The organism is Massilia sp. Leaf139 (genome assembly GCF_001424165.1).
Taxonomy (GTDB): Bacteria; Pseudomonadota; Gammaproteobacteria; order Burkholderiales; family Burkholderiaceae_D; genus Telluria.
The window spans coordinates 15530-41742 of record NZ_LMOJ01000012.1 but is presented as its reverse complement, the minus strand read 5'-3'; the positions used below and the strand labels follow the sequence as shown (position 1 = coordinate 41742).

Annotated in this window: 29 protein-coding genes; 7 read left to right on the top strand and 22 right to left on the bottom strand. The window is 65.4% G+C overall.

What is annotated here, in order from left to right; genetic code table 11:
• Positions 1–10: 10 nt before the first annotated feature.
• From infB to ASF77_RS08900, 6 genes are all read left to right on the top strand, one after another.
• Positions 11–2839, top strand: coding sequence for a translation initiation factor IF-2 (infB, locus tag ASF77_RS08925; protein WP_056337850.1), 2829 nt, complete (start codon positions 11–13; stop codon positions 2837–2839).
• Positions 2840–2971: 132 nt separating this feature from the next.
• Entirely contained in the window at positions 2972–3394 is a 423-nt protein-coding gene (rbfA, locus tag ASF77_RS08920; protein WP_056337847.1) for a 30S ribosome-binding factor RbfA, read from the top strand.
• Complete coding sequence (gene truB / locus ASF77_RS08915) at positions 3391–4314, top strand: tRNA pseudouridine(55) synthase TruB (protein WP_056337844.1); 924 nt, start codon at positions 3391–3393, stop codon at positions 4312–4314. Before rbfA ends, truB begins: the two co-directional genes overlap by 4 nt.
• 70 nt (positions 4315–4384) lie before the next feature.
• The gene (locus ASF77_RS08910) at positions 4385–4921 is read left to right on the top strand and encodes a hypothetical protein (protein WP_156648817.1); all 537 of its coding nucleotides are present in this window, start codon (positions 4385–4387) and stop codon (positions 4919–4921) included.
• A gap of 355 nt (positions 4922–5276) precedes the next feature.
• Positions 5277–7109 carry a translational GTPase TypA gene (typA, locus tag ASF77_RS08905; protein WP_056337840.1) on the top strand — a complete coding sequence of 611 codons (1833 nt, stop codon included), beginning with the start codon at positions 5277–5279 and terminating at the stop codon, positions 7107–7109.
• A gap of 142 nt (positions 7110–7251) precedes the next feature.
• Positions 7252–9009: an ABC transporter ATP-binding protein gene (locus ASF77_RS08900; RefSeq protein WP_056337838.1), complete on the top strand. Its 1758-nt coding sequence runs from the start codon at positions 7252–7254 to the stop codon at positions 9007–9009.
• An 87-nt stretch (positions 9010–9096) separates the two neighbouring features.
• On the opposite strand, the gene ASF77_RS08895 is transcribed toward ASF77_RS08900, so the two are convergent.
• From ASF77_RS08895 to flgB, 12 genes are all read right to left on the bottom strand, one after another.
• Complete coding sequence (locus ASF77_RS08895; protein WP_056337836.1) at positions 9097–10146, bottom strand: hypothetical protein; 1050 nt, start codon at positions 10144–10146, stop codon at positions 9097–9099.
• Between the two features lie 3 nt (positions 10147–10149).
• Positions 10150–11061 (bottom strand): flagellar hook-associated protein FlgL, encoded by a 912-nt coding sequence (gene flgL / locus ASF77_RS08890; protein ID WP_056337833.1) that lies wholly within the window; start codon positions 11059–11061, stop codon positions 10150–10152.
• Positions 11062–11071: 10 nt separating this feature from the next.
• The gene (gene flgK, locus ASF77_RS08885) at positions 11072–12442 is read right to left on the bottom strand and encodes a flagellar hook-associated protein FlgK (protein WP_056337829.1); all 1371 of its coding nucleotides are present in this window, start codon (positions 12440–12442) and stop codon (positions 11072–11074) included.
• 60 nt (positions 12443–12502) lie between these two features.
• Entirely contained in the window at positions 12503–12859 is a 357-nt protein-coding gene (locus ASF77_RS08880; protein WP_082493677.1) for a rod-binding protein, read from the bottom strand.
• Positions 12859–13986 carry a flagellar basal body P-ring protein FlgI gene (locus ASF77_RS08875; RefSeq protein WP_082493676.1) on the bottom strand — a complete coding sequence of 376 codons (1128 nt, stop codon included), beginning with the start codon at positions 13984–13986 and terminating at the stop codon, positions 12859–12861. Before ASF77_RS08875 ends, ASF77_RS08880 begins: the two co-directional genes overlap by 1 nt.
• A gap of 12 nt (positions 13987–13998) precedes the next feature.
• Positions 13999–14655: a flagellar basal body L-ring protein FlgH gene (gene flgH, locus ASF77_RS08870; protein ID WP_056337826.1), complete on the bottom strand. Its 657-nt coding sequence runs from the start codon at positions 14653–14655 to the stop codon at positions 13999–14001.
• Positions 14655–15440, bottom strand: coding sequence for a flagellar basal-body rod protein FlgG (gene flgG, locus ASF77_RS08865; protein ID WP_200934155.1), 786 nt, complete (start codon positions 15438–15440; stop codon positions 14655–14657). The genes flgH and flgG overlap by 1 nt, the downstream gene beginning before the upstream one ends.
• A gap of 78 nt (positions 15441–15518) precedes the next feature.
• Complete coding sequence (locus tag ASF77_RS08860; protein WP_056337817.1) at positions 15519–16253, bottom strand: flagellar basal body rod protein FlgF; 735 nt, start codon at positions 16251–16253, stop codon at positions 15519–15521.
• A 17-nt stretch (positions 16254–16270) separates the two neighbouring features.
• Positions 16271–17455, bottom strand: coding sequence for a flagellar hook protein FlgE (locus tag ASF77_RS08855; protein ID WP_056337815.1), 1185 nt, complete (start codon positions 17453–17455; stop codon positions 16271–16273).
• 15 nt (positions 17456–17470) lie between these two features.
• Complete coding sequence (locus tag ASF77_RS08850) at positions 17471–18148, bottom strand: flagellar hook capping FlgD N-terminal domain-containing protein (protein WP_056337810.1); 678 nt, start codon at positions 18146–18148, stop codon at positions 17471–17473.
• A 4-nt stretch (positions 18149–18152) separates the two neighbouring features.
• Positions 18153–18557 (bottom strand): flagellar basal body rod protein FlgC, encoded by a 405-nt coding sequence (gene flgC / locus ASF77_RS08845; protein ID WP_056337807.1) that lies wholly within the window; start codon positions 18555–18557, stop codon positions 18153–18155.
• 14 nt (positions 18558–18571) lie between these two features.
• The gene (gene flgB / locus ASF77_RS08840) at positions 18572–18931 is read right to left on the bottom strand and encodes a flagellar basal body rod protein FlgB (RefSeq protein WP_056337805.1); all 360 of its coding nucleotides are present in this window, start codon (positions 18929–18931) and stop codon (positions 18572–18574) included.
• Between the two features lie 72 nt (positions 18932–19003).
• On the opposite strand from flgB, the gene flgA reads away from it, so the two are divergent.
• Positions 19004–19714 (top strand): flagellar basal body P-ring formation chaperone FlgA, encoded by a 711-nt coding sequence (gene flgA / locus ASF77_RS08835; protein ID WP_082493707.1) that lies wholly within the window; start codon positions 19004–19006, stop codon positions 19712–19714.
• On the opposite strand, the gene flgJ is transcribed toward flgA, so the two are convergent.
• Genes flgJ through fliS form a run of 10 tightly spaced genes read right to left on the bottom strand, consistent with a single transcriptional unit; the run spans position 19704 to position 26209 of the window.
• Complete coding sequence (flgJ, locus tag ASF77_RS08830) at positions 19704–20423, bottom strand: flagellar assembly peptidoglycan hydrolase FlgJ (protein ID WP_056337803.1); 720 nt, start codon at positions 20421–20423, stop codon at positions 19704–19706. The genes flgA and flgJ overlap by 11 nt on opposite strands.
• Positions 20410–20850 (bottom strand): flagellar export chaperone FlgN, encoded by a 441-nt coding sequence (gene flgN, locus ASF77_RS08825; protein ID WP_056337799.1) that lies wholly within the window; start codon positions 20848–20850, stop codon positions 20410–20412. The genes flgJ and flgN overlap by 14 nt, the downstream gene beginning before the upstream one ends.
• Entirely contained in the window at positions 20850–21137 is a 288-nt protein-coding gene (gene flgM, locus ASF77_RS08820; RefSeq protein ID WP_056337796.1) for a flagellar biosynthesis anti-sigma factor FlgM, read from the bottom strand. Before flgM ends, flgN begins: the two co-directional genes overlap by 1 nt.
• 35 nt (positions 21138–21172) lie before the next feature.
• Positions 21173–22120, bottom strand: coding sequence for a flagellar motor protein MotB (locus tag ASF77_RS08815; protein WP_056337793.1), 948 nt, complete (start codon positions 22118–22120; stop codon positions 21173–21175).
• A gap of 3 nt (positions 22121–22123) precedes the next feature.
• Positions 22124–23035, bottom strand: a complete 912-nt coding sequence (gene motA, locus ASF77_RS08810; protein ID WP_056337790.1) for a flagellar motor stator protein MotA — start codon at positions 23033–23035, stop codon at positions 22124–22126.
• A 52-nt stretch (positions 23036–23087) separates the two neighbouring features.
• Complete coding sequence (locus ASF77_RS08805) at positions 23088–23837, bottom strand: FliA/WhiG family RNA polymerase sigma factor (RefSeq protein ID WP_056337786.1); 750 nt, start codon at positions 23835–23837, stop codon at positions 23088–23090.
• 14 nt (positions 23838–23851) lie between these two features.
• Positions 23852–24313, bottom strand: a complete 462-nt coding sequence (gene fliL, locus ASF77_RS08800) for a flagellar basal body-associated protein FliL (RefSeq protein WP_056339001.1) — start codon at positions 24311–24313, stop codon at positions 23852–23854.
• 42 nt (positions 24314–24355) lie between these two features.
• Positions 24356–25513: a flagellar hook-length control protein FliK gene (locus tag ASF77_RS08795; protein ID WP_056337782.1), complete on the bottom strand. Its 1158-nt coding sequence runs from the start codon at positions 25511–25513 to the stop codon at positions 24356–24358.
• Positions 25510–25827, bottom strand: a complete 318-nt coding sequence (locus tag ASF77_RS08790; RefSeq protein WP_056337779.1) for a hypothetical protein — start codon at positions 25825–25827, stop codon at positions 25510–25512. The genes ASF77_RS08795 and ASF77_RS08790 overlap by 4 nt, the downstream gene beginning before the upstream one ends.
• Positions 25820–26209, bottom strand: coding sequence for a flagellar export chaperone FliS (gene fliS, locus ASF77_RS08785; RefSeq protein WP_056337776.1), 390 nt, complete (start codon positions 26207–26209; stop codon positions 25820–25822). Before fliS ends, ASF77_RS08790 begins: the two co-directional genes overlap by 8 nt.
• Positions 26210–26213: the final 4 nt, after the last annotated feature.

The following is a 26213-nucleotide window of genomic DNA, read 5'->3' as shown; positions in this document are numbered from 1 at the left end:
AGAGGACTGAATGGCGAGTAACAACGTAGCCCAATTTGCCACCGAACTGAAGATGCCTGCAGATTTGCTGCTGACGCAGCTGCGTTCTGCCGGCGTCGACAAGAGTTCGACGTCAGATCCCTTGTCGAAGGATGATAAGGATAAGCTGCTGAATCACCTGCGCCGTACCCATGGTGCGGGCGAATCGACCGAGAAGAAGAAAATCACGGTCACCCGCAAGGAAACCAGCGAGATCAAGCAGGCCGATGCGTCGGGCAAGTCGCGCACGATCCAGGTCGAAGTGCGCAAGAAGCGCACCTTCGTCCAGCGTGACGACCCGGCACCAGCTGCCGCTTCGGCCGCACCGGCCGAGCCGGTGATCGACGCCGCCGAAATCGCACGCCGCGAGGAAGAGGCACGCCGTCACGCCGAGCTCGTCGCTCGCCAGGAAGCGGATCTGCGCGAAAAGCAGGAACGCCTGGCCAAGCTCGAGTCCGAGCGCGCCGAGCAGGCCAAGGCTGCGGAAGAGCAGGCCAAGCGCGATGCAGCGGAAGTCGCCAAGCGCGAAGCCGCCGCGACCGCCGCCGCCAGTTCGGCTGCCAACGAGCAGGCCAAGCAGGCGGTCGCCGACGAAGCCAAGGCCAAAGCTGCCGAAGCCGCGAAGGAAGCCGCCGAACGCGCTGCCGCCACCGAGCGTGCACGCAAGGCCGTGGCCGACGAAGTGGCCCAGATCAAGCTGATGATGGCGCAGCCGCGCCGTGTCATCAAGGCACCTGAACCGGTTCCGGCGCCAGTCGTGGCCAAGCCGGCCGCACCTGCCGGCACGCTGCACAAGCCTGCCGACAAGAAGCCGGCCGACGGCACCGCCGCCAAGCCGGGCGACAAGAAGCCGGGCGACAAGAAGTCGATCAAGTCGGCGAACGTGTCCTCCACCTGGTCGGACGACGCCAAGAAGCGTGGCGCGCCTGGTGGCGGCAAGGGCCGTGGCGCCCCGAGCGCACCGAGCGGCCGTGACGGCTGGCGTGCGGGTGGCCGCAGCGGTGGCCGCCGCGGTTCGCATAACGACGACCGCGAAACCAACTTCCAGGCGCCGACCGAGGCGATCGTCAAGGACGTTCACGTTCCTGAAACGATCACCGTGGCCGAACTCGCCCACAAGATGTCGGTGAAGGCGTCGGAAGTCATCAAGCAGCTGATGAAGCTGGGCCAGATGTGCACCATCAACCAGGTGCTGGACCAGGAAACCGCGATGATCGTGGTGGAAGAGATGGGCCACAAAGCCTTCGCTGCCGCCGAGGACGATCCGGAAGCGATCCTGGCCGACCAGGGCGAACACGCCGAGTTCGAATCGACGGCGCGTGCGCCGGTCGTGACCGTCATGGGTCACGTCGACCACGGTAAAACCTCGCTGCTGGACTACATCCGCCGTGCGAAAGTGGCAGCTGGCGAAGCCGGCGGCATTACCCAGCACATCGGTGCGTACCACGTGGACACCCCGCGCGGCATGATCACCTTCCTGGATACCCCGGGCCACGAGGCGTTCACTGCCATGCGTGCCCGCGGCGCCAAGGCAACCGACATCGTCATCCTGGTGGTGGCGGCGGACGACGGCGTGATGCCGCAGACGAAAGAGGCGATTGCTCACGCAAAAGCCGCCGGCGTACCGCTGGTCGTGGCGATCAACAAGATCGACAAGCCGGGTGCGAACACCGACCGCGTCACGCAGGAACTGGTGGCCGAAGGCGTCGTGCCGGAAGAATACGGTGGCGATTCGCCATTCGTACCGGTGTCGGCAAAAGTCGGTACCGGTATCGACGACCTGCTCGAGCAAGTGCTGCTGCAGGCCGAAGTGCTGGAACTGAAGGCGCCGGTCGGCTCGCCGGCCCGTGGCCTGGTGGTCGAATCCCGTCTGGACAAGGGCCGCGGCCCGGTCGCGACGATCCTGGTGCAATCGGGTACCCTGCGCCGCGGCGACGTGGTGCTGGCCGGTTCGGCTTACGGCCGTGTCCGTGCGATGCTGGACGAGAACGGCAAGGCAATCGCCACCGCCGGTCCGTCGATCCCGGTCGAGATCCAGGGCCTGACCGAAGTGCCGGCTGCCGGCGAAGAAGTCATGGTCATGGCCGACGAGCGCAAGGCGCGTGAAATCGGTCTGTTCCGTCAAGGTAAGTTCCGCGACGTGAAGCTGGCCAAGCAGCAGGCGGCGAAGCTGGAAAACATGTTCGACCAGATGGGCGAGGGCGAGGTGAAGAACCTGCCGCTGATCATCAAGACGGACGTGCAGGGTTCGCAGGAAGCGCTGGTCGGTTCGCTGCAGAAGCTGTCGACCTCGGAAGTGCGTGTGCAGATCGTGCACGCCGCCGTCGGTGGCATCACGGAATCGGACGTCAACCTGGCAACCGCCTCGAAGGCAGTCATCATCGGCTTCAACGCCCGTGCCGACGCCCAGGCGCGCAAGGTGGCCGAAGCCAATGGCGTCGACATCCGTTACTACAGCATCATTTACGATGCGATCGACGAGATCAAGACGGCACTGTCGGGCATGCTGGCACCGGAGAAGCGCGAGACCATCACCGGCCAGGTCGAGATTCGCCAGGTCATCCTGGTCTCGAAAGTCGGCGCGATCGCGGGCTGTCTGGTCACCGATGGCGTGGTCAAGCGTACCTCTTCGGTTCGCCTGCTGCGCAACAACATCGTCATCTGGACGGGCGAGATCGACTCGCTCAAGCGCTTCAAGGACGATGCGAAGGAAGTGCGCGCCGGCCTCGAGTGCGGCCTCTCGCTGAAGAACAACAACGAGATCCAGGTGGGCGACGTCCTGGAAGTGTTCGAAGTGACCGAAGTGGCTCGTACGCTGTAATTTTTTCAGCGCAAGTCGAAAGCGCCATCCGCCGGGCTCACGCCCAGCCGATGGCGTTTTTTTTGGGCCGCGCCCGTACGCCCCCCAATCTGCAATCGATGTACCATCGTCAAAAAATATAAAGCAATCACCATGGCAAAACACAGCAAAACCATCCCCCAGCGCGGCCTGCGCGTCGCCGACCAGATCCAGAAAGACCTGTCGGAACTGATCGCCTTCGAGCTGAAGGATCCGCGCGTCGGCATGATCACGCTGACCGAAGTCCAGCTCACGCCCGACTACGCCCACGCCAAGATCTATTTCACGCTCCTGAAAGACAGCAAGGAAGAAGTGAAGCAGACGCTCGAGGGCCTGAACAAGGCGGCCGGCTACCTGCGCAACATGCTCGGCAAGCGCCTGCACATCCACACGCTGCCGGCGCTGCATTTCATGCACGACACCTCGACCTCGCGCGGCCTGCAGATGTCGGCCCTGATCGACCAGGCCAACGCCGTGCGCGCGGCCGACTTCGACGACGGCAGCGCCCCGGGCGCGAGCGAAGACGATCCGAAGTGAACGCCCGCCCGCAAAAAAAGCCGCGCGACCTGGTCGACGGCGTCCTGCTGCTCGATAAACCGGTCGGCCTGTCCTCGAACGACGCATTGATCCGCGCCAAGCGCGTGATGAATGCGAAAAAGGCCGGCCACACCGGCACCCTCGATCCCTTCGCCACCGGTTTGCTGCCGCTGTGCTTCGGCGAGGCGACCAAGTTCTCGCAGGACTTGCTGGAAGCGGACAAGACCTACGATGCGACGGTTCACCTCGGCATCATGACGACCACCGGCGACACCGAAGGCGAAGCCATCGAGACGCTTCCGGTCGACGTGACGATTGCGCAGATCGAGGCGGCGCTGGCGCGCTTCCACGGCCCGATCCTGCAGGTGCCGCCGATGTACTCGGCCCTCAAGCGCGACGGCAAGGCTTTATACGAATACGCGCGCGAAGGCATCACCCTGGAACGCGAAGCGCGGCCGGTGACGATCCACGGCCTGGAGCTGATCTCCTACGAGGCGCCGATGCTGAAGATCCGCGTCACCTGCAGCAAGGGCACCTATGTGCGGGTGCTGGGCGAGGACATCGGCGCCGCACTCGGCTGCGGCGCCCACCTGAACGCGCTGCGCCGCATCCAGGTCGGCGCGCTCACTGCCGCGACCATGATCACGCTGGAAGATCTGCAAGGCCACGCCGAGCCGCTGTCGCTGCTGGCGCCGGTCGACGCGCTGCTGTCGACCTTCCCGGCGGTCGAGCTGACACCCGAACTCGCCAAGCGTTTCCTCAACGGCCAGCGCCTGGCGCTGGGCAAGGAATCGGTGCTGGTGCCGCAGGAACTGGGCCGGGTGCGGGTGTATGCCGAAGGCAAGTTGCTGGGGACGGCGAACTTGCAGGAGTATGCGATTCTGGCGCCGGAGCGCCTCATTGCGGCATCCCAGGGCTGACGACGTCGCTAAATCTTTATTAAATTGCAAGACTGCGCTAGCATTCTTGCTTTCTAAGAAAGGATTTGCAATGCGTGCACTGTTGGGAATACTACTGGCGGGCGCCTGCTGCCTTGCCACGGCGCAGGATGGGAAGACGGCGGCGGCGACCCGCCTGGCCGAGATGATGCAGATCGACGAGGCCTACGGCGAGACGAAGAGCGTCTGCGTCGGCGGCGCGGACGCCGCTGCCCAGGCGGCCCATTCCTACGCCGCCAACCGCGAGGTCTTCAGCGGGATCTCCCCGCGCTCGGCCTACTGGCCCGAGGTCATCGCGCTGTTCTCCCGTTTTCGCGAAGATACCTGTGCCGCGCATGATCCTGGGGCGGCCAAGCGCGCCTACGTCAAGATGTATGTCGAGCGCCTGTCTCTGACGGAACTGCAGGCAGCCATCGCCCACATGGAGTCGCCGGCCGGCCGCGCCGTCCAGGCCGCCAACCGCGATGCCGTCCGTGTCCTCGCCAGCCTGCACAAGCAGGAACAGGATGCCGCCACTGCGGCTGCAGGCAAGCGCTATACGGCGAACCTTGCCCAGCTGGTGGCGCGTTTCAAGGCGCAGCCGCGCTGATGCGATGATGACGTGGGGTGGACGGCTGTGCCGTTACGCGTCCGAGTCGAGAGAGCTCGACGTGATCGGCTTTATATCGCTTGTTGAGCGCGCGGGCGGCGGACGGGCCGCGTGGTCAGGCAGTCCGAGGTATAGCCGCACACCCTACGGCCTGCTGCCTGCGTCTTCAGTGCTCATCCAAAAACACGCGAAAAGCTGCTGAAAACCGTTAAGAACACAGCAAGCCGTTGAAAATACGGGCCTTTTCACGAAGCGGTCACATGAAACCTGCTATACTACGCGGTTTCCGAAATTGGCTGTATCGGACACCTCCGCGAGTTCATCCGCACCATCACGCAAATCACGCTGAAACTACATGTCAAATACCAAACGCGCAATTCGTAATATTGCAATCATCGCCCACGTTGACCACGGCAAGACCACCCTGGTCGACCAGCTGCTCCGTCAGTCCGGCACCTTCCGTGAAAACCAGGCGGTGGATACCCGCGTGATGGACTCGAACGACCTCGAAAAAGAACGCGGCATTACGATTCTGTCGAAGAATTGCGCGGTCGAGTACGAAGGCACCCACATCAACATCGTCGACACCCCAGGCCACGCCGACTTCGGCGGCGAGGTCGAGCGCGTGCTGTCGATGGTCGACTCGGTGCTGCTGCTGGTCGATGCGCAGGAAGGCCCGATGCCGCAGACCCGCTTCGTGACCCGCAAGGCGCTGGCCCTGGGCCTGAAGCCGATCGTCGTCGTCAACAAGGTCGACCGTCCAGGCGCGCGCGCCGACTGGGCCATCAACCAGACTTTCGAACTGTTCGACAAGCTGGGCGCGAACGACGAGCAGCTGGACTTCCCGATCGTCTACGCCTCGGGCCTGAATGGCTACGCCGGCCTGACCGAAGACGTGCGCGAAGGCGACATGAAGCCGCTGTTCGACGCCATCCTGAAGTACGTGCCTGTGCGTGACGACAATCCGGACGGCCCGCTGCAGATGCAGATCACCTCGCTCGACTATTCGTCGTACGTGGGCAAGATCGGCATCGGCCGCGTCAACCGCGGTACCGTCAAGACCGGCCAGGACGTACTCGTCATGAACGGCCCCGACAGCACGCCGATCAAGGGCCGCATCAACCAGGTGCTGAACTTCAAGGGCCTGGAGCGCGTGCTGGTGGACTCGGCTGTTGCCGGCGACATCTGCCTGATCAACGGTATCGAAGAAATCGGCATCGGTTCGACCCTGTGCGCGGTCGACACGCCTGAAGCGCTGCCAATGCTGACCGTCGACGAGCCGACCCTGACCATGAACTTCATGGTCAACAACTCGCCGCTGGCCGGCCGCGAAGGCAAGTTCGTCACCAGCCGCCAGCTGCGCGAACGTCTCGAGCGCGAACTGAAGGCCAACGTCGCACTGCGCGTCTCCCCGACCGACGACGACACCGTCTTCGAAGTCTCGGGCCGCGGCGAACTGCACCTGACGATTTTGCTGGAAAACATGCGTCGTGAAGGCTTCGAGCTGGCCGTGTCGCGTCCACGCGTCGTGTACAAGATGGTCGATGGCGTGCGCCACGAGCCATACGAAAACCTGACCGTCGACGTCGAAGAAGTCAACCAGGGCGGCGTCATGGAAGAACTGGGCCGCCGCCGTGGCGACCTGCAGAACATGGAATCGGATGGCAAGGGCCGTGTCCGTCTGGAATACCTGATCCCGGCACGTGGCCTGATCGGCTTCCAGGGCGAATTCATGACCCTGACCCGCGGCACCGGCCTGATGAGCCACGTGTTCCACGAGTACGCACCGGTCGACAACACCAAGGGCGAACTGGCCGGCCGCCGTAACGGCGTGCTGATCTCGCAGGACGACGGCGCCGCCGTCGCCTACGCGATCTGGAAACTGCAGGACCGCGGCCGCATGTTCGTCGAGCACAACACCCCGGTGTACGAAGGCATGATCATCGGTATCCACTCGCGCGACAACGACCTGGTCGTCAACCCGATCAAGGGCAAGCAGCTGACCAACGTGCGTTCGTCGGGTACCGACGAAGCCGTGCGCCTGGTGCCGCCGATCCAGATGTCGCTCGAATACGCCGTCGAGTTCATCGAGGACGACGAGCTGGTCGAGATCACGCCGAAGTCGATCCGCCTGCGCAAGCGCTACCTGAAAGAGCACGAGCGCAAGAAGGCTTCGCGCGAAGCGTAATGCCGACGCGGGATGTTCACTCCCGCGTTCTGCGGAAAACCGCTGTCACCGCATGCGAATGCGGGGCAGCGGTTTTTTTATGGAGGGTGGGCACAGGCTCATCCGTGTGCGTCGCTTCCCGAGGGGTTGCTAAGATGCCTCCATGCGCATCCTCTGGATTTACCTGCAACCCCACTGGCGCCTCGGCCTGCTGGCCTTGCTCTTCGCCGGCACCGCCCAGGTGCTCGCTCTGGTCGATCCCATCATCTTCGGCCGCATCATCGACCATGTGACGCAGCGCCAGCCTGGTGACGAAGATCCGATGCCGTACGTGATGCGCCTGCTCGGCCTGGCCGTGCTGGTCGCCGTGCTGTCGCGGCTGGCGAAGGCACTGCAGGAATACGTGACGCGCCTGGTGGTGCAGAAGCTGGGCGTGGCCATCTTCAACGACGGGCTGCGCCACCTGCTGCGATTGAAATTCCAGGAGTTCGAGGATTTGCGCAGCGGCGAGATGCTCTCCCTGCTGCAGAAGGTGAGGGCGGACAGCGAGCGCCTGATCAACACCTTCATCAACACGGCCTTCGCGGCCCTGGTCGGCGTGACTTTCCTCGCCTGGTATGCGGTGACCAAGCACTGGCTGCTGGTACCGGTGTTCCTGGTCGGGGTGCTGGTGCTGGGCGGGCTGACCGGGCTGCTGAGCCGCGAGATCAAGACCCAGCAGCGCTCGATCACGCGCGAGACCAACCGCAATTCCGGCTTCATCACCGAGTCGCTCCGGAATATCGAGCTCATCAAAAGCCTGGGGCTGACCTTTCCCGAGATCCGCCGCCTGCGCAGCCAGACCGACGCGATCTTTGCGCTGGAGATGGAGAAGGTCAAGCGCATCCGCCTGCTGTCTTTCCTGCAGGGTTCGACGTTGAGTTTGCTGAAACTGGCGATCCTGTTCGCGCTGCTGTGGCTGATCTTCCGCGACGTCCTCAGCACGGGCGAACTGATCGCGATGCAGTTCATTTCGGTGTCGATCTTCGCCCCGCTGCAGGAACTGGGCAACATCATCCTGGCCCACCGCGAAGCCGAGGCCTCGCTCACGAACTTCAAGACGCTCATGGACAAGCCGGTCGAGAAGCGTCCTCCCGACCCGGTCGAGATCGGGCCGATCAGCGAGTTGCGCTTCGACGCGGTGCGCTTTCGTCACAAGGGTGCGCCCGAGGATGCGCTGGCCGGGGTGTCGTTTGCGGCCACGCTGGGACAGACCGTGGCCTTCGTCGGGCCTTCGGGTTCGGGAAAATCGACTTTGGTGAAGCTGCTGGTGGGCCTGTACACGCCGTATCAAGGCGAGGTCTCGTACAACGGCGTGCGCACGACCGACCTGCGCTACAACCGGGTGCGGCGCCAGATCGGTTTCGTGACGCAGGAAACCTATCTGTTCGCCGGCACCATCCGCGACAACATCCGCTTCGTGCAGCCCGACGCCAGCGACGAGGAGATCGTGGCAGCGATGCGCCAGGCCGCCTGCGCCTACCTGCTCGAACGTTCGCCCGAAGGGCTCGATACCGTGATCGGCGAGCGCGGGATGAAGCTGTCGGGCGGGGAGAAGCAGAGACTATCGATCGCGCGGGCGCTGGTGCGGCAGCCGGCGCTGCTGATTTTCGACGAGGCGACGTCGGCGCTCGATTCGATCACCGAGGAACAGATCACGAATACGGTGCGCGAGATATCACGCAGGGCGGCGCAGATGACGGTCTTGATCGCGCACCGGCTCTCGACCGTCATGCATGCGGATACGATCTTCGTGCTGGAGAAGGGGACGGTGGTCGAGAGCGGCACGCATGCCGAGCTGCTCGAGATGCGTGGCTTGTATTACGCGATGTGGCGCCAGCAGATCGGCGAGCGCCCGGTGCCGGTGGCGAAGGAGGCTTAGGCTTACGCGTGGGCACGGGGCGCCCACCCTACAAGGTCGGGCTTTCGTAGGGTGGGCGCCCCGAGCCCACAAGGATTAGGCGAAAATTTAACGCATCCCCAGCAGCGCCAGCACGCGCTCGCGGCTGACGCCGACCAGGGCCGAGGTGATCGCCAGCAGCGACTCGTAGTCGTGGCTGGCGGCGGTCGAGGCGAAGTCCTGGGCGCTGATCGCCAGATCCGCGGGCGTCAGTGCCGATTGCGCGGCGCGCAGGGTGGCGGCGCTGAGGGCGGCGCTGGCGGCGTCCTGCGAGCGGCGCACCCGTTCGAGCGCCTGCACGACTTCGCGCAGGCTCTGGCGCAGGGCGTCGGCGTTGCCGAGCGCGAGCGACTCGAGTTTGGCATCCGGCGCCACGCTTTCGGTGGTGGCGCGGCCGCGGCCGGAGATGGCGATGCTGTCGCGCACGGCAGGCCAGTTCGCTTCAGGGGTCGTGAATTCGATGCGGCCCTGGCGGTCGAGGCCGGCGCGCAGGCCGACCGGGGCGAGGGTGCGATCCAGGCGACCGGCGATCTGCTCGGGCGTCATCTCGGGGTCGAAAGAGGCGGCAAGTTGCGGGCCGCCGATGCCACCGACCGAGAATGACAGCGACAGGGGAGCGGCCGCCTGCAGCGTGGCGACGTCCAGTCCCGTGATGCGGAAACGCTGCTGGGCCGGCTCGCCGTCGGAAAACTCGAGCTGGGCATTGACCGAGCCGCCGGCCTGGCTGCTGCGCGCAGCGATGGTGGCGCCGAGCTGGCGCGCCTTGGCTTCGAGGTCGCGCGCGCCGCTCTTCATGCCGGCGATCTTGGCCGACAGGGCCGCTTTCACCGATTCGAGCTGGCTGGCGACGCGATCGAGGTAGTCACGGGCTTGCTGGGCGCTGGCCACGTCGCTCTGCAGGCGGGTGTCGAAGTGGGTGCGGGTGCGCTGGGCCGGCGCATGCGGGGCGAGGCGTACGGGCGCGCGCAGTTCGGGCGCGCTCAGTTCGGATCCGACTTCCTGCGACGGCTGGGTGCGCACGGGCGCCGGCGCGCCCTTGGCGGCGCCGACGCCGGTGCCAATGTTGGTGCCAGTATTGACTGGAAGCGGGGTCGTGGCGGAACGAAGCGTGGTGTCCATCGATTACAGTGCGGAGAACAGGGACAGCGTGCCGATCCGGCTATACGCCTTGTAAGTAGCCTGCAGGGCCGTCGAATAACCGTTCAATTCCGTTGCGGCGACGCCCATGTCGAGCTGGCCGATGTCGGTGATGGCCATCTGGTTCGACAGGCTGACGTTACCATGATTCGCGTCGAGCGTGTCGAGGATGTTCTGCTTGCCGCCGAGGACGGCGATCTTGCCGCTTACCAGGTCGAGGGCGCCGTCGAAGCCGGTCAGGTTCGCTTCCAGCACGCTGCGCGTGGCCGGATTGTTGACGTCGAGCGTGGGGCTGGCCAGCGCCGCGATGGTGGCGTCCAGGCGGTTGAGCAGCTGCTCCATGCCCTTGATGTTGTCGTTGGCGACTTGCGTCAGGCCGTTGCCGACCACCACGCGCTGCTCGTTGGTGTTGCCGGAGTAGCTGTAGCGCGCACCCGGCGCGGCGCTGGCGTTGTAGGCCATCGGCGCGGTGCCGGTGTTGGTGCCGGAGAAGACGTAGCGGCCTTCCTGGTCGACCGAGTTGGCGCTGAAGAGCAGGCTGTCGCGCAGCGCCTGGAGCGGGCTGACCATCGCCTTCAGGTCGGCCGGGGTATTGCCGCCGTCCAGGGCCCAGACGATCTGGTCGCGGCCGGCGGTGATGTCGTTGATCATGCCGCCGAGGTAGCCTTCGTTCTTCGACAGGCGGATCTTGGTCGCAGCGATGTTGTCGCGGTACTGGGTGAGGGCCGCTTCCTCGCGCTGCAGGCGCGACAGGCGCACGCTGTCGACCGGATCGTCCGAAGGCAGGCCGATGCGCTTGCCGCTGGCCATCTGCTGGGTCAGCTTGCTGAGGCGCTCCTGGTTCAGCTGGAGCGACTGGTTCATGTTCGACTGGTACTGGGCGGTGGCGATGCGCATGATTTGATCCTTAACCCATCATCGCCAGCGTGGCGTCGAACAGGGCGTTGGCGACCGACATGACCTTCATGTTGGCCTGGTACATATTCTGGTATTCGACGAGATTGACGGCTTCCTCGTCCTGGTTGACGCCACTGGTGGCTTGCCAGTCGTCGACCGCGTGGGTACGCATGGTCTCGGCGGTGGCGAGGGCGGCCTGGTTCTGCTGGCTGAGCACGCCGAGCTTGCCGACCAGCTGGGTGTCGGCGTCCGACAGCAGCACACTGCCGAGGCCGGTCACGCTCACCGACTGGCCGTTGATGCCGACCAGTTTCAGCAGGTTGCCGGTATCGCCCTGGCTACCGTCGCTCGAAAACGCCAGGCCGGTCGGTTCCATGCCGGCGGCGACGTTGAGCATGTTGGTCGCGCCCGCGGCGAAGACGAACAGGGGCTTGCCCGCCGTGCCGTCCATCGCATAACCCTGGGTCAGCTGGGTGTTGACCTTGTCGGCGAGCTGGCGCGCGATATCCTCGGTGCCTTTCTGCATCGGGCGCAGCATGTCCTGTTCGTAGACCGTCAAGCCGCCGAGCTGGCCGCCGAGCTTGGCGGCGTCGAGGCCGAAGGTGGTCGAGGCGAAGGTGAGAGTAAAACTCTGGGCGCCGACGCCGCCGACGGCCTTCAGTTCGCCGGCGACGTTGCCGATGACCAAGGCCTGGCCGGTCTTCAGCGAAACGTCGCGCACGCCGCCTGGCTGCTCCGACACTTCCAGCGCCATCTGGCCGGCCAGCTCGTCGATTGCCAGGTCGCGCGCGTCGATCAGGCTCGAGGCCGGCGCGCCGACCGCGTTGGCCTGGGTAATGCGCGCGTTCAGGGCGGCGATCTTCTCGATGTTGGCATTGGCCGAATCGACGATCGCGCTGCGCTGCTGGCTGACCGACTGCTGCTGGGCGTTGTAGACGTTGTTCAGGCTGTTGAAACGCTGGGCCAGCAGGCCGGCGGCGGTCAGTACCTGCTGGCGCAGCGGGGTCGAGGTGGCGTTGTCGCCGGCGACCGCGTTGAGCGAGGAGAAGAACTGGTCGACCGCGACCGACAGGCTGGCCGTGTCGTCGCCCATCACGCGCTCGAGCTGGGTGAGATAGGGCTGGGTTTGCGAGTACTGGCCGGTCTCGGCCGCCGCGCGCCACATCTGCTGGCTTTTATAGCCGTCCGAGAAACGCAGCAGCGAGCTGACCGCCACGCCATTGCCGACGGCCTTGCCGCTGGCATCCGCACCGACCGCCGTGAGCAGCGCCGCCTGGCGCGTATAGCCTTTGGTTTGCAGATTGGCGATGTTCTGGCTGGATGCCGACAACGCCATCTGCGAAGCGAGCGCGCCCGACAGGGCGTTGGTCATGATGGTCATGGAGGTCTTTCGTGGAAAACGGGGGCCTGATTTGAACAGGCGACCGTTTTTCTGAAGTAATTAAGTGTTGCCGGGAGTAATTTTTGCAGGCAGCAGCTGGCGCAGGATCGCGTCGGCCACGCCAAAGGCGCGCTGACCGGCCATTTGCTTGGAGAGGAGGCCGTCGGCCATGTCCTGCATGTCCTGGTTGACCTTGTCCTTGAAGACGCTGTCCTCGTCGGCCATTTCGCGCGTGGTCGAGCGCATGTCCTTGAGCATCTGCGAAATGAAGAAGCTTTCGAACTCGACCGCGGCCTTGGTGGCCTGGGCGACGTGGGCCGCATCGGCGGCTTCCGCGGCAGCGGCCGGGCTCACGGCTTCAGGCTTGCTCACGCCGGCGCGCGGCAGCAGGGGATTCAGGGGCGTGGCGCGGTCCATCAGATCACCACCAGTTCGCCTTCGATGGCGCCGGCCTGGTCGAGCGCCTGCAGGATCGCCATGATGTCGTCCGGCGACGCGCCCAGGCTGTTGACGACGTCGATGATGGTCTGCAGCTTGGCGCCGCCCGGCCACTTGAACATCTGGCGTCCGCCGCCCTGGTCGACCGACAACTGCGACTGCGGCGTGACCGCGGTCTGGCCGCGCGAGAGCGGGCCCGGCTGGCTGACGTTGGAGCTTTCCGAAATCACGACCTTCAGCGAACCGTGGGTGACGGCGGCCGATTTCACGCGCAGGCCGTCGGCGATCACCACCGTGCCGGTACGCGAATTGAAGACGACCTTCGGCACCTCGACGCCGGCTTCGACCGACAGGTTCGACAGCTTGGCGACAAAGGCGACGCGCTCGGTCGGATTGGTCGGGGCGACGACTTCGACGCTGGTGCCGTCGGCGGTAGTGGCGACCTGGCCGAAGCGGCGGTTGATCGCTTCCACGACATTGGTGGCGGTCTCGAAATGGGGCTGGCGCAGGCGCAGCAGCACTTGCGGGCGGGTGGCGAAATCGGTGGCGATCTCGCGCTCGATCATGGCGCCGTTCGGGATGCGGCCGGTGGTCGGAGTGTTGACCGTCACCGAGGAACCGCTCTTGCCCGAAGCCGACAGGCCGCCGACCACCAGGTTGCCCTGGGCCAGCGCATAGGTTTCGTTGTCGGCCGCGCGCATCTGCGTCATCAGGAGCGTGCCGCCGCGCAGGCTTTTGGCGTCGCCCAGCGAGGAGACGGTGACGTCGATCGCCTGGCCGCGGCGGTAGCCCGGCGGGAACACGGCCGAGACCATGACGGCGGCGACGTTCTTGTTCTTGGCGTCCTGCCCTTCAGGCAGCTTGACGCCGAATTGCTTGAGCATGTTCACGACCGACTGGCTGGCGAACTTGACCTGGGTCGAGTCGCCGGAACCGTTCAGGCCGACCACCAGGCCGTAACCGACCAGTGGATTTTCGCGCACGCCCTCGATGCTGACCAAGTTGCGTAGCGCCTGGGCGGCCTGCGCGGGTGCGACTGCGGCGAGACCGACCGCAGCGGCAAAAATGATACGGGAAACGAAGGCAGTGCGACGAAACTGAATCATGTTTTTCCTAAATCAAAAAGGCATCAGCGGGCCGGTGAAGAAGCGCGTCAGCCAGCCTGCCGAGTTGGCATCGGCCAGCACGCCTTTGGCCGAATAGGCGATGCGGGCATTGGCCACGCGCAGCGAGGACACCTGGTTGTCGGCATCGACGTCGGCGGCGCGCACATAACCCTTCAGGCGGACGAATTCCTCGCCCTGGTTCAAGGTCATGTTCTTTTCACCCGCCACGCGCAGCAGGCCGTTCGGCAGCACTTCCTGCACGATCACGGTCAGCGCGCCGGAGAGGGCGTTCTGCTGGGTGCTCGTCGAGTCGCCCGAGAAGCTGCGGTCGGCCGAGATGTCGACGCCGGTCTTGCCGAAGGTTTTACCCAGCACGCCGAGTGGGGTCACGCCCACCGACGAACCCTTGTTGAAGCTGGTGCCGGCGCGCTTGCTGGCCTGGGTGGTTTCCTGCAGGATCACGGTGACGACGTCGCCGACGCGGTAGGCGCGCGCATCCGAAGTCAGCGACAACGCGTCGCTGCTGAACACGCCGCCCGAGACGCCGCGCTGGACGGTGCGTGCAACCGGGATCGGATCTTCTTCCGGCGTCGCAGCGACCGGTGCGCGCGAAGCGCAACCGGCGAGCAACATCAGCATGATAGTTGCCGCAAGGCTAGAACGGATCATTATCGGGCCGCCTGCGCCAGGTATTGCAGCATATTGTCAGCCGCCGACAACACTTTGGTGTTCATCTCATAAGTACGCTGTGCGGCGATCATGTCGACCATTTCTTCGACGACCTGCACGTTCGAACCTTCCAGCGCGCCTTGCTTGAGCTTGCCGAGGGCGCCGTCGCCCGGACGGCCTTCGGTCGGCGCGCCGCTCGCGGCCGTTTCCGAGAACAGGTTCTCGCCCAGGGCCAGGAGCCCGGCCGGATTGACGAAGCCGGTGAGGGTCAGTGCGCCGATTTCGGTCGGTGCGGCCTGGCCGGGAACGGTGGCCGAGACGGTGCCGTTTTCGGCGATGGTGATCGCGGTGGCGTTGTTCGGGACGGTGATCTGCGGCACCAGGGGCAGGCCCGCGGCATTGGTCAGGGTGCCGTTGGCGTCGACCTGCAGCTGGCCGGCGCGGGTGAAGGCGGCATCGCCGTTCGGACGGCGCACCTGCAGGAAGCCGTTGCCGGAGATGGCGACGTCGAGCTGCTGGCTGGTGGTCTGGATCGAACCGTTGGTGAACACTTTCTGGGTGCCCACCAGGCGCGTACCGTTACCGAGCTGGACGCCGTTGGAGACGGTGTTGTCCGCGCTCTGTGCGCCCGGCTGGGCGTCGACCTGGTAGTGCAGGTCTTCGAAGACGACGCGGTCGCGCTTGAAGCCGACGGTGTTGACGTTGGCCAGGTTGTTGGCGATGGCCTGCAGCTTGGCGTCTTGCGCCTGCACGCCGGTCTTGCTAATCCACATTGCTGGATTCATATGATTCTCCTTGGTTGCGGCATCTGATTCACCGCCTAAAAGTTTCCGGACGTAATCATGCCGGACTGCGCGCGGGTTTTAAGCGCCGAGAAGACGGTTACCTGCCTCGTTCATCTTGTCACCGGCCTGGAACAACTTCATCTGCAATTCGAAGCTGCGGTTCAGGGCCATGGTCGCGACCATCTCTTCGACGGCCGAGACGTTGCTGCCTTCCAGCGAACGGCCGCGCACGGTGACATTGGCGTCGGCTTCGAGCTGGTCGCCGTTGCGGGAGACGATCAGGCCCGCCTCGTTCTTGGTCAGCTCGGAACCTTCGGCGTTCACCAGGCGCAGCTTGTCGATCACCTGCATCGTGGTCGCGCCTTCTGCCATCACAGAGATCGTGCCGTCGGTGCCGACTTCCACCGCCGAGTGCGGCGGCAGCACGATCGGGCCGCCTTCGCCCAGGATCGGGCGGCCCGCCACGGACAAGGCGCCATTGGCGTCGATGTCGATCGAACCGGCGCGGGTATAGGCTTCGCCGCCGTTGAACTCGACCGCGAAGTAGCCGCTGCCGGTAATGGCCACGTCGAGCGGACGGCCGGTTTCGCGCACGATGCCCGGCTTGGTCGAAATGGCGTCGGCCTGGGTGCGAGCCATGTGCACGTCGTCGTAGCCGTAGTTCGTTTTCGCACCGAGCGACTGCGTCGTCACCAGTTCCAGGTTGGCGCGAAAGCCCGGCGTGTCCATGTTGGCCAGGTTGTTCGCGTGTACCTGCTGGGCACGCAGCGTGTGCTCGGCGCCGGAGACGGCGGTGAAGATCAGTTTATCCATCGTGGGTCAGTCCGTTCTTACAGGGCTTGCATCAGGGCTTGCATCATCTGGTTCTCGGTCGTGATGACCTTCGAGTTCGCCTGGTAGTTACGCTGCGAGGTCATCAGGCCGACCAGTTCCGAGGTGATGTCGACGTTCGAGCCTTCCAGCGCGCCCGTATTGAGCTTGCCGGCCAGGCCTGCGCCCGGGGTGCCGAACAGGGCCAGGCCCGATGCGGCGTTGGCCTGCCAGCTGGTGTCGCTGGTGGCGGTCAAGGCGCCTTCGTTGCCGAAGGTGGCCAGGGCGATGGTGCCGACGGTCTGCTTCTGCTCGTTGCTGTAGCGCGCCACGACCGAACCGTCCGCTGCCAGCTCGACGCCGACGTAGGTGCCCGAGGCATAGCCGTCGGTGCTGTTGGTGGTGCTGGTGGCTTCGCCGGCGAACTGGGTGGTGCCGGTGTAGTCGACCGAGAAGTTGATCGGGGCCGCACCGTTGGTCGGGGTCAGGGTCAGGGCGCCGCTGGTGGTTGCCGCCGGCAGCTGGCCGAGGGCGTCGAAGGTGAGCGCCTTGGTCGCGGTCGGCGCGGCACCGTCGAAGCCGTAGTGCACGGTGACGCTGTTGCTGCCGGTCTTGACGAAGTATTGCGACACGGTGTGCTGGGTGCCGAGCGAATCGTAGAGCACCGACTGCTTGACCATGTTGTAGCTGTCGGGCTTGGTCGCGTCGAAGGTGGTGTTGGTGGGTTTCTGCCAGTCGGCCGACAGGTTGCCGACGAAGTTCACGCCGGTCGAGGCCTTGGCCGCGATCTGGCCGGTCGGGATCTGGATGTCGCCCATGGTGCCCAGGGTGCCGTTGACGGTCGGGCCATAGCCCTGCACCTTGCGGCCGGCGGCGTCGACCAGGTTGCCGGCGTTGTCGGCCGCGAAGATGCCGACGCGGCTGTATGACATGGTGCCCTGCGAATCGCGGGTGACGAAGAAGCCGCGGCCTTCGATGGCGGCGTCGAGCGAGCGGCCGGTCGATTCGACCGAACCGTTGGTGCCGATGTTCTGGGTCAGCGAGCCGACCGAGACGCCGTTCGCCTGTTCGCCCGCGTACATGGCGGAGAAGTTGGCGCGGCTGCTCTTGAAGCCGTAGGTGCTCGAGTTGGCGATGTTGTTCGATACGGCTTCCAGCTGCTCGTTGATGGCCTGGATACCGGAGAGGGCGATGTTAAAGCTCATGACTTGATCCTTGAATTAGTTGGCGGCGACCTGCGAGGCCTTGCCGTTGAAACCAGTAATGGCGGACGGGTCGACGTCGCCGACGCCAGCCACCTGCAATACGACGGCACCCACGCCCGACATCCTGACGGCGTCGACGCGGCCGGCGATTTCGACGGGCACGCGGGCACCGTCGGCGGTCTGGGCCGAGATCGAGTAGCTGCCCGGCGCCAGGCCCAGCGCGCTCGGGTCGATCGTGAAGCTCTGGCTGCCCGCCGAATGGAAGGGCAGCGATACGGTATGCGCCTGGCCATCGGCACCGGTCAGCACGAGATTGGTGGCGCTGCTGGCCGACGGCAGGTTGACGCTGCCGCTGACCGGCGAGCCGTCCAGGCGCAGGCGGTCGGTGGACACCGACACCTGCGAGCCGACCTGGCCGCCCATGGCGAGCACCTGCAGGCTTTGCAGGACGCTGGCGCTGGCGCTGGTGGTCTTGCTCAGGCTTTGCAGCGCTTCGGTCTGCGACAGCTGCGACAGCTGGTTCACGAACTGGCTCGGATCGGACGGCGCCAGCGGATCCTGGTTGCGGATCTGGGCGACGAGCAGCTTGGTGAACATGTCCTTGTTGGCCGAAACGTCGGCGCTGGTGGCGACGGCGTCGGTCTTGGCGCCGGCGCTGGTGCCCGGGCTTGCGAGAGAATTATTGGTCAGCATCGGCTCAGCCTTCGCCCAGTTTCAGCAGCGACTGCTGCATCGATTTGATCCGGCCCAGCACCTCGACGTTGGTCTCGAAGGCGCGCGAGGCGGACATCATGTCGGCCATTTCGGCCACGGAGTTGACGTTCGAGTAGACGACGTTGCCTTCGGCGTCGGCCAGCGGGTTGCCCGGCTCGTAGACCTTGCGCACCGGGTCGGCGCTCTGCACGACGTCGAGCACCTGCACGCGGCCGCCCGCATCGTTTTCCATGACGGCGGCGAAGACCGGCTTGCGGGCGCGGTAGGCTTCGGCTTCCGACGGCGCGGCGGTATCGGCATTGGCCAGGTTCGAGGCAATGGTATTGAGGCGCACCGATTGCGCCGTCATCGCCGAGCCCGCGATATTGGAGATGTCCTTGAAACTCATAGGGGTTGTCCTGCTTATTGACCGCTGATTGCTTTTTGCAGACCGCGCAGCTTCATGTTGATGAAGGTGAGGCTGGTCTGGAAGTCGGAGGCGTTCTGCGAGAACGCGGCCTGCTCGACGCCGATCTCGACGGTGTTGCCGTCGGCGCTGGGGTGGAAGGGCACGCGGTAGAGGGTCTCGGCATCCAGCATGGCCATCTCGCCGTTCTCCAGGTCGGCACGTTCCTGCAGCATCGCGCCGAAGTCGACATCGCGCGCCTGGTAGCCAGGCGTGCTTTCGTTGGCGATGTTCGCGGCCAGCACCTTGGTGCGCTCGGCGCGCACATGCAGCGCGTCGGCGTGAACTCCCAGTGCGTCCTTAAAATTAATCGTCATGTTCGATCTCCGTCGTGAACTGCAATGTGTTTCGTTAGAATGGGTAAATCTTTGATGCCGGGGTTTGTTGCAATGACTGTCCGTACCGCTCGCTTCGTTTTCCTGCCCGTTCTTTTCGCCGCGCTGCCCGCGCTGGCCGCGCCGTCCATCGTCAGCCAGGTCGAGGAGGCCGCCCGCGCCCAGCTGGAACAGCAGGCTTCTGCCTCCGGCCTGACCGACGCCCGCTTCGAGCTGACCGTCGTGCCGCCGCGCGTCGCGCCGACCTGCGCCGGGCCGGTGGAGGTCGATACCCTCGACACACGGCAGGCAAACCGGATGCGCTTCGCGGTGCGCTGCCCCGGGCCCGGCACCAGCCGCGCGGAGTACATCGTGCGGGCGCGCATTTCGGCATCGGTCGTGATCACTACTACAAATGTCGCCGCCAATGAAGTCCTCACAGACGCTCATCTTACCGTAGGGCAACGAGACATTACCACCATTACGGATCCTGTGATCGCTCCAATTGATGCTGTAGGGCAAACCAGCCGCAGATTGTTGCGGGCGGGCGACGTTCTGCGTAACAGTTCGCTATCGGCCCCGGTTTTGGTCAAGCGCGGGGACGCCGTCGTGATGATTGCGCGGATCGAGGGGATCGAAATCAGCACCGCTGGCGAAGCGCTCGACGCCGGTGCGAAAGGTGCAACGGTTCGGGTGCGAAATGCCACCAGCGGTCAGACCTTGCGGATGCGCGTGGTCGCGCCGGGCATGGTCGAGCCGGTCGATCTGGCTCGAATCAACCGTTAATGCCCTGCAGCTTGCCCGCCAGGCGCGCCAGTTTGGCGGCATAGGCCGGGTCGGTCGCGTAGCCACCCTTGGCCAGGCCCTGGGCGAAGGCATTGGCGTCGTTGCCGGCGCCGATCGCGCCCTTGTAGCGCGGGTTATCGAGCAGCATCTGAGCATAGTCGCGGAAGGCGGCAGCGCCGTCCGGATAGGCGCGGAAGCGTTCCTTCGTCTTGACGGCCGCGCCGCCGACGTATTCGGTGGTGGCCGATTCGGCCACGGCGCCGTCCCATTTGCCGGTCGCCTTGATGCCGAACAGGTTGTGACTGCTTTCGCCGCCCGCGTTGCGGATCGGACGCTGGCCCCAGCCCGATTCGAGCGCGGCGTGGGCCTGCACCAGCTCGGGCGCAACGCCCAGCTTGGCAGCCGCTTCCCTGGCCCAGGGCGCGATGTTGTCGAGGAAGGCCTGCTGGTCGTCGCCCGTCGATCCACCCTCGGCTTCCGGTGCGGCGATGACTTCGGCGGCGCTGCGCGCACGCCACATGCTGCCCTCCGGACTCAGCTCGGGAGCGGAGGCGCCGCCGCCGTTCTGGATGAAGTCGGCGACGTCTCCCTGCACCTCGGCAAAGGCGCGGCCGAAACCGCTGCCGCCGCCGATCGCGGCGGTCGGCCGGGTCGGGGCCGTCGGCAGGGTGGCGGAAATGGCCGTCGTCGAAAAATCAGCGTGGCGCATAGGTGCCGTCTCCGCCGTGCAGCACGCGCTGCATCACTGTAAATTGTTCAGCCAACAAGTTGCCGTTGCGCGTAGTGGCCGCCTTGCAGGCGACGACCAGGCGTTCCAGCTCGCTCCAGGCGGCCGCCAGTTTCGCGCGGCCCGGTTCCGGCTGGGCGGCGATGAAGCCGCCCATGCTGCCGTCGGCGCCATGCAGGGCGCGCACCAGCGTCACGCGCTGGCGGCGGCGCGCATCCATCGCGTCCAGGGCAGGAGCGAGTTCCTCGGCAAGGGCGCCGATTTCGGCGCCCTTGTGGCGCAATGCGGCCTGGAACTGGCGCTCCAGCAAGCCATGGATGGCTTGCGCGGCAGCCAGATCCTGCTCGACGCCGTCGACCAGGGCAGCAACCGCCTGCTGGCGCGTCATGCGCGGGGACTGCTGGCTCATCAACGCCCTCCGTGGAAGCGCTGGATCAGGCCGGCAAGGCGCGCCGGGTCGAAGGGCAGTTCGCCCTTGGCCAGTGCGTCGCGCAGTTCGGCCACGCGGGCGGCGTCGAAGTCGGGCAGGGCGGCGAGCGCCTTGGCTGCGGGCTGCAAGACTTCCGATTGCAGGGGAGAAGAGGTGCTGGCCGCGGGCGCCGAAGGGGCAGCCGGGGCGGCAGCGGCAGCGGTAGCAGCAGAAGCGCCACCAATCGCAGGCGTCATGGTCGGAGCGCCGGTTCCAGTGATTTTCATGCGGTTACCTCGGGTTTTCGATTGAATCGTCATAATTACTTCGCCAGTTGGCCACGCAGCGAACTCGCTTCGCTCGTTTTCTGCGCGCCGGGAGCGCTGACGGACACGCCGTCGAGCAACGCTTCGGTTTCGCCCGGTGCGCCGAACATGGCCGCCACCGAGCGCGACTGGGCGCGCGTCAGGATCATCAATTCGATGCGGCGGTTGATGCCGGCATCGGTACGCTTGGCGTCGAGCGGGGCGCGGTCGGCCATGCCGACCACCTGCAGCACGCTGTCGTTGCGCATGCCGCCTTGCAGCAGCTGCGCACGGGCGGCCATCGCACGGTTCGAGGACAGCGCCCAGTTCGACATACCGGTCTTCTCGGCGAAGGTGTATTGCACCGAGTCGGTGTGGCCGACGATCAGCATCTGGTTTTCCATCTGCGCGAACAGCGGCGCCATCTTTTGCAGCAGGCGCGCGAAACGCCCGGTCGGCAATGCGCTGCCGCGCATGAACATACCCTGGCGATCGGTATCGTGCAACATTACGCGCAATCCGTAAGGCGTGATTTCCGATTGCAGGTTGGCGGACAGGCCCGCGTCCTCGCTCATTTTTTCCAGCTTTTTCGACAACAGGTTGAGGTCGGCCGGCGAGTCGTAGGAAACGCGCGCTTCGCTGGTGGCGCCGGCGTCCTTGCTCGGGCCGGTGCCGTCGTGCAGCGTCGGGAAACGTTCGATCAGGCTGCCGCGCGGCGCGGTGGCGATTTCCGGACGGTTGCCCGGGCCTTCCAGCTGGCCGGCGGCGGCGTCCTTCGTCATGCTCTGCACCGCTTCCTTTTCACGTGCGGCCATCAGCCACAGCACCAGGAACAGCGACAGCAGGGCGAGGCAAAAGTCGGCGAATGCGACTTTCCAGGCGCCGCCATGCTCGTCGTGGTCGTGCTTGCCGCCGCCACGCTTGATGATGGTCTGTTCGTGGTGCTTGTCGTTCGGCTTGGACACGGCTTACCCCGTCATGCGGTCGCTCGTGCGGCGCCGCTTGTTCTGCGATTCGTCTTCGCCGCCCATCGCGTTGATCCATTGCTCCAGCTGGGCGAAGCTCGGCTTCGTGTTCAGCTGGATCAGGCGGCGGCCGGCGTCGATCGCCAGCAGGGCAGGCTTGCCGGCCACGTGGGTGCACAGCACGACCTTGACGGTTTCCATGGTCGACGCTTCGCCGTTGACGAGCTGCTTCATCATGTTCGACAGCGGATCGAGCAGGCCGTAGCAGAAGAAGATACCGATGAAGGTACCGACCATCGCCGCGCCGACCTTCTCGGCGATCGCGCCCGAATCGGCGCCTTCGGCCACCGAATACATGGCCATCACGATGCCGAGAACGGCGGCCAGGATGCCGAAGCCCGGCATGCCTTCGGCGATCTTGTGCAGCGACTTGGAGGGCTGCGTCAGTTCTTCGTGGATCGCGTCCAGTTCCTGCTCGAGCACGCCTTCCAGTTCGTGGGCGTTGATCTTGCCCATCGCCATCAGACGGAAGTTATCGACGATGAAAGCCAGCAGCTTCGGCTCGTCCAGGATGCGCGGGTAGCGCTGGAAGATCGCGCTGTCCTTCGGCGCCTCGACGTGGGCGTCGAGGGCTTTGAGGCCGCCGGCGGCCAGTTGCAGCAGTTCGTACATCAGCAGCAGGAGCTGGCGCTGGAATTCCGAGTCGTGCTTCTTGCGCGAGGCGATCTTCTTGAGCTGGTGCGCCATTTCGGTCAGCACGTGCTTCTCGTTGCCGATTACCAGGGCGCCGAATGCCGCGCCGACGATGATCAGGATCTCGATCGGGTGCCAGATCGCCGTGACCGTACCGCCCATCAGCGCAAAGCCGCCGAACACGCAGCCGAGCACGATGAAAATACCTAGGAATTGCTGCATGACAGGCCTTTCTGGATGAGGAACATGGTTGTTTCCTTAATTATTTCTATTGTTAGCGGGCGCCGATGGCGGCCTTCATCTTGGCCAGCGCGCTCTTGTTGAGCTGGCAGACGCGGGCGTCGGACAGGTCGAGCACGGCGGCGATTTCCTTGTAGCTGAGCTCGAACTCGTAGATCATCTGGATCACGCGCTGCTCGCGCTCGGTCAGCGCGCCCAGGGCCTGCTCGAGACTGCGCCGCACCATGAAGCTTTCCTCCGGGCCGGGCGTGCTGTTGGCATTCTCGGTGGCTTCCTGCAGCACTTCGTCGAAGCTCATCATCTCTTCGGCGCCGTCGTCCAGCAGGTGCTGGTAATAGGCTTCCTGGGTGATGCCGAGCGAATCGGCCGCTTCCTGCGGGGTCGGCTCGCGGCCCAGCGTGCGGGTGAGGGCGCGCAGGCCGTCGCGCACGCGGTGGGCGTCCTGGCGCACGGCGCGCGGACGCCAGTCCTGGCGGCGCAGCTCGTCGAGGATGGCGCCGCGGATGCGCAGCGAGGCGAAGCTGCCGAAGCCGGTGTCGGGCGCGCCGTAGCGGCGCAGGGCTTCGAGCAGGCCCATCAGGCCGATCTGTTCCATGTCCTCGCGCGACATCGTGCCGGACACTTGCGAATTCAACTGGCGCACGATGCGCTTCACCAGCGGCGCGTAGGCCACCAGGTGCTGCTGCTCCTCGCGCGCGCTCATGCCGGCGGCAGCGGCTGCCTCCTGGTATCCGCCGGCGCACGAAGTATCGGCGTAGTCACCGTAATTGTCTGAAAAGGCCACGTGGTCCCCAGGCGTTATTCGACGATCAGCTTGCCGATCATGACTTCGCCGAACGGCTTGTCCCGTTCTTCGCTGGCATAATTGGCATCGAAGGTCTTGTTCAGCTGTGCGGCAACCTGCTCGACCGTCATGGTCGAGGCTTGCGCCAGCGTAAAGCTCGACAGCGAGCGCACGGCGATCGCGCGCAGCAGCGGCAGGTGTTCCTTGGTCGGCTTTTCACCCTTGGCGTCGGTCGCCAGCACCAGGTCGGTCGACAGGTAGTGCGTCGTCGTCTCGTTCGGCGCGCGGCGCAGCATCACGATCACCTTGTCGAGCGTGACGTACTTGGCCGGGGCATCCGACTTTTCCTTTTTCGGCGGCGCCTTGGCCACTTCGGCGCCGTGCGGCGCTTCCTGCGACTTCATCCACCACATGGCGCCACCGGCCGCGCCCGCACTCACGAGCACGACGGCGAACACGCCGATCATCATTTTCATCTTGCTGTTCATTGTTCGTTTTAGTTAATTAGCGGAAGCTTTTCAGCCGCGCCCGTTCAAGGAGAACGGGGAATGTCCGTGATTTGCTTCGGCCAGGGCATTGCCTGGCTCTTGTTCCTGCTGGCGCCCGTCCTGCTGGCGGCCACGGCCATCGCCGCCGGCGAACATCGGCGCCGCGTTGGCGCCGCGCGGCGCCGGCGCCACATTGACCGACACGTCGGTGAACTGGCGCTGGGCCAGGTCGCTGCGCAGGTTTTCGCTGACCGTCTGCAGCTGGCGCAGCACTTCGCCGTGCGTCGCCGAGATATGCACCTCGAGCGAACCGGCGCTGTGGCGGATCGCGATCTCGACCCGGCCCAGCATCGGCGGCTCGAGACGGATGACGGCCTGCTCGGCTTTGTTGCCGACTTGCAGTTGCAGACGATCGCCCAGCGCTTCCTGCAGGGTCTGGCGCCATGCCGTCGGCGGGCCTGCCAGCGTGACCGTGTCGGCCGTGCGCTGGGCTCCGCCCGTCGCCGGGGCGCTCATGCCGACGGTGTTGGCGGCGCCGCGTTCGGTCAGCGGCGCAGCCTGGTCTTGCGGAGCATCGCTGTTCGCGGCCAGCATGTCGGCGCCTGGTGCCGCTGGTGCCGCAGCAGGCTTCGCCGCAGCGGACGGCGCTGCCTGGACTGGCGTCTCGGCCAGCGGCAGCGCTTTCGCCACTGCCGGCAGGGCTGCCAGTTCGACACCGCCTTCGCGGCCCGACGACGTGTTTCCATGCGGCATCGAAACTTCGGTATCGGCGGCTGGAGCGGATTCTTTAGGGGCCGGCACACCCGGCAACGCGGCCGCGACGGCCGCCAGCGTCGCCTGGGCGACCGGCATCAGCGGCATTGACATCGCCATCGCGCCAAGGAGGGGCGTATCGGCATTCTGTTGTTGCTCTTCCGGCGCAGCTTCGGTCTCGGCCGGCACGCCGTCGAGCACAGGCGCGACAGCTTCCGCGGTCACCGGCGCCATGCCGTCCAGGCCGAGCCATTGGGCAAACGCCAGCGCCGGCTGGGCTGGCGCCAGCTGTGCTGCCTCAGGCGCCTGCGCGCTGCCAGCGACCGCTGCCGTAGCAGCATCGAGCGTTGCCGGCGCGGAGGCGTCGTTCGCCGCGGGTGCTGCGTTCTTGGCGGAGGCGGCCGGCTGGTTCAGGTTCGTCAATGTCAGGTTCATTCTTGGTGTCCGGCAAAATCCGTGTCGCTGGAGAGTGCATACGCGATCCAGCCATCCTTGTTGTTACGCATGTCGGCAAGCCGCGCGCCGAGGGTGTCGAGCGCTTCGCCGCAGGCAGCAGCGGCAGCATCGTGGGCGGTGCGCAGTTGCGTGAGCGCAGCCAGCTCGTCGCGGTTCCACGCGCCGCGCTGGCCGAGCTGTGCCAGCTGCGGGCCCAGTGCGAGGGCCAGCGTATTCAGGCGTTCCCAGTCGCGCGCCGCGTGCGCTTGCGCAAACGCGGCGCCCAGCTTGCCGATCGCAACGCTTCTAGGCATTGCGGGCCTGCACGCCTTGCCAGCCCTGGCGGATCGTCGTCAACACGCCGACCACTTCGTCGACCATGGCGGGATCCATCTTGATGCCGGCACTTTGCAGCCGCGCCGAGCAGAATTCATACAGGTTGGCCAGGTTGGCGACGGTTTCGCCGCCGCTCTCGAAGTCGAGCGAGCTCGACAGGCCGTTGATGATTTCGCAGCATTTGTCGATGCCGGCGGCTTTCTGTTCGTAGCGCTTGCCGACGATGTGGCCGCGCACGCGGGCGAGTTCGTCGAGCAGGCCGTCGGTCAGCAGCAGGACGAGTTCGACCGGGGTCGCGCGCGAGGTTTGCGAATCGAGATTGACAGCTTGATAATTGCCGTAGGCTTCTTGATAGGACATGGCT